2 protein-coding genes and 1 pseudogene are annotated in these 2423 nt (G+C 66.9%); 2 read left to right on the top strand and 1 reads right to left on the bottom strand.

All coding sequences use genetic code 11. The annotated features are described in order from the left end of the window. Nucleotides 1-1288 (bottom strand): annotated as a pseudogene (locus VN856_RS01630) (alpha-mannosidase); the annotation flags it as partial. Nucleotides 1289-1358: 70 nt separating this feature from the next. Here VN856_RS01630 and VN856_RS01625 point away from each other — a divergent pair. Continuing rightward, nucleotides 1359-1952: a DinB family protein gene (locus tag VN856_RS01625; RefSeq protein WP_325685495.1), complete on the top strand. Its 594-nt coding sequence runs from the start codon at nt 1359-1361 to the stop codon at nt 1950-1952. A gap of 4 nt (nt 1953-1956) precedes the next feature. Continuing rightward, the coding region (locus VN856_RS01620) for an alpha/beta fold hydrolase (protein WP_325685493.1) at nt 1957-2423 on the top strand (467 nt) is incomplete at its 3' end.

Genomic DNA, 2423 nt, shown 5'->3' with positions numbered 1-2423 from the left:
AGTCGGCGCCGGCGAGCAGACCGGCGAACACCGCGAACTTCTCCGCGTCCAGCACCGCATTCTCGGCGGCCCGGTTGGCCTGTTTGGTGTCGATGTACGACACGTCCTTGCCGGTGTAGATCGGGTTCATGTCGCGGGTCTGCGGCGACGGCGCCTCGGCGCGGACGTCCAACTCGGCGCGCACCGCGCCGAAGAACTCACGCGGCAGCGCGCACACGAACCGCGGCCAGGTGTACCGCGACGCCCAGTCACGATGAATCTCGGTGACCCACTTGTTCGGTGGCGTGTAGTCGGTGCCGACGGGCAGCAACACGTTGCGGGTCAGCGCGACTTTCTTCAGCTCCGCGAACAACTCGTACGCGGCCTGCTCGGCTTCGGTCACCGTGGTCGAGTCGTCCATCCACCAGCCGGCCGAATAGTGCGCGGGCATGTAGTGGGTGAGCAGCCCGCGGCCCGACGGCGATATCCACTCGAATTCGCTGCTGAACTGCATGCCCGCCACGCCGCCCTCGTTGTGCATCGGGCCCCACTGGTGGTGCGGACCGCGGGCCCACGAACTGGAGGTCAGCCCGGCATCGGCGGCCATGCCGGGAAACTGCGGGTCGTGGCCGAATACGTCGAGCTGCCACGCGGTGGCCGGGTCCCCGCCGAGCACGTCGCGCTGAAACCCGATGCCGTGCACCAGGTTTCGGATCGTGGTTTCCGGGCTGGTGAGGTTGGTGTTGGGTTCGTTGTAGGTGCCACCCATGATCTCCACCCGGCCGTCGGCCATCAGCCGGCGCAGGTCGGCGCGGTCTTCGGGATGGGTGTCCCAGTACGGCTTGAGGTAGTCGACTTCGGCGAGCACGAACTTGTATTCGGGTTCGCGGCGAGCCATTTCCAGATGCGCGTGGACCAGCTCGAAAGCGTTGGTCTGACGGGCTTTTCCGGGTGGGTCTTCGGTCCACAGGCTGGTGTAGGCGCCCTGGGTGTTCCACCACACCGGGTCGTAGTGGAAGTGGCTGATCATGAACATCGTCCAGCCGGGCTCGGCGACAACGAAGTCGAACGGCGTCGCGCTGCCGGCGACGTGGACCTGCGCCGCCCGGCGCTCGCCGACGACCGGATGCTCGACGACAACCGGTACCTCGATGACGTCGCGGCCGGCCGCCTCCCCGTTCAGCCCGTCCCCGTCGACCCGAATCGTCGCCGGCTCTTTGAGCCCGCTGACCGTCACCCGAACCAGCTGCAGCGGCTTGTCCGCCGGGCCCACGAAAAGCTCCGTCGACTCCGCCGAAGTCACCCGCATTCCCGCACCCTACGACCTCCGGCAGGCGTCGGGGTGTAAGGCTGGGGACACGTAACCGAAAGGAGCGCTGATGCCTGCTCTCGCTTCGCCTGTCGCTGACGAACGCAGCGCTCTGCGCGAGTACCTGGCCTATCACCAGAGCGCGTTTTTCGCGGTTGCCTATGGCCTGACCGATGAGCAGGCCCGTTCGTCCCCGACGGTCAGCGAACTATCGATCGGCGGGCTGGTCAAGCATGTCACCGCCATGCAGCACAACTGGATGTCGCGGGTCGCCGCGGCGCCCGAAGCCCCGCCGAAAGATCCCCGGCCGTTCGAGGAGGTCGCCAAGGATTTCGGTGAGCAGCACGTGATGCGCCCCGACGAAACGCTGGACGGGCTGCTGGAGAAGTTCAAGACGGAGAACGCCAAAACCCTAAGCCTGGCCGCGACCGCCGACCTGGATGCGAAAGTACCCGTCCCGCACGATATTCCGTGGTTCCCAAAGGGCGTCAAGGACTGGTCGGTGCGGTGGGTGATTCTGCACGTGATCAACGAGCTGACCCGGCACTCCGGCCACGCCGACATCATCCGCGAAAGCATCGACGGCGCCACCATGTACGAACTGCTGGCCGGGCTGGAGGGTTGGGCGATCGACGGCTGGGTCCAGCCTTGGAAAAAGCCGTAGCCACGTGCAAACCCGTAGCGGCCTGGCTCGTCGCGACAGCGACACCGAAGGCAAAACCGTCGAGCTGTATTACGAAGACCTCGGCGACCCGAACGATCCGGCCGTGCTGCTGATCATGGGGCTGGGCGCCCAGCTGCCGATGTGGCCCGACGGCTTTTGCGAGCAGCTCGTCCACGCGGGGTACCGGGTGATCCGCTTCGACCACCGCGACACCGGGCTGTCGGCCAAGATGCACGGGATGCGCGCCGAAGGCGCGGTGTATCGACGGGTGGGGCGTTATCTGCTGGGCCGCGGCAGCCAGGTGCCCTACACGCTGGTCGACATGACGCGTGACGTGGTCACGCTGCTCGATCACCTCGCCATCGGCCGGGCGCACGTCGTCGGCGCCTCGATGGGCGGGATGATCGCGCAGATCCTGGCCGCCACCGAGCCCGAGCGGGTCGCGTCGCTGGCCATCATCATGTCCACCAC

The organism is Mycobacterium sp. (assembly GCF_035603715.1).
Taxonomy (GTDB): domain Bacteria; phylum Actinomycetota; class Actinomycetes; order Mycobacteriales; family Mycobacteriaceae; genus Mycobacterium.
This window is presented reverse-complemented; position numbering and strand designations above follow the sequence as displayed.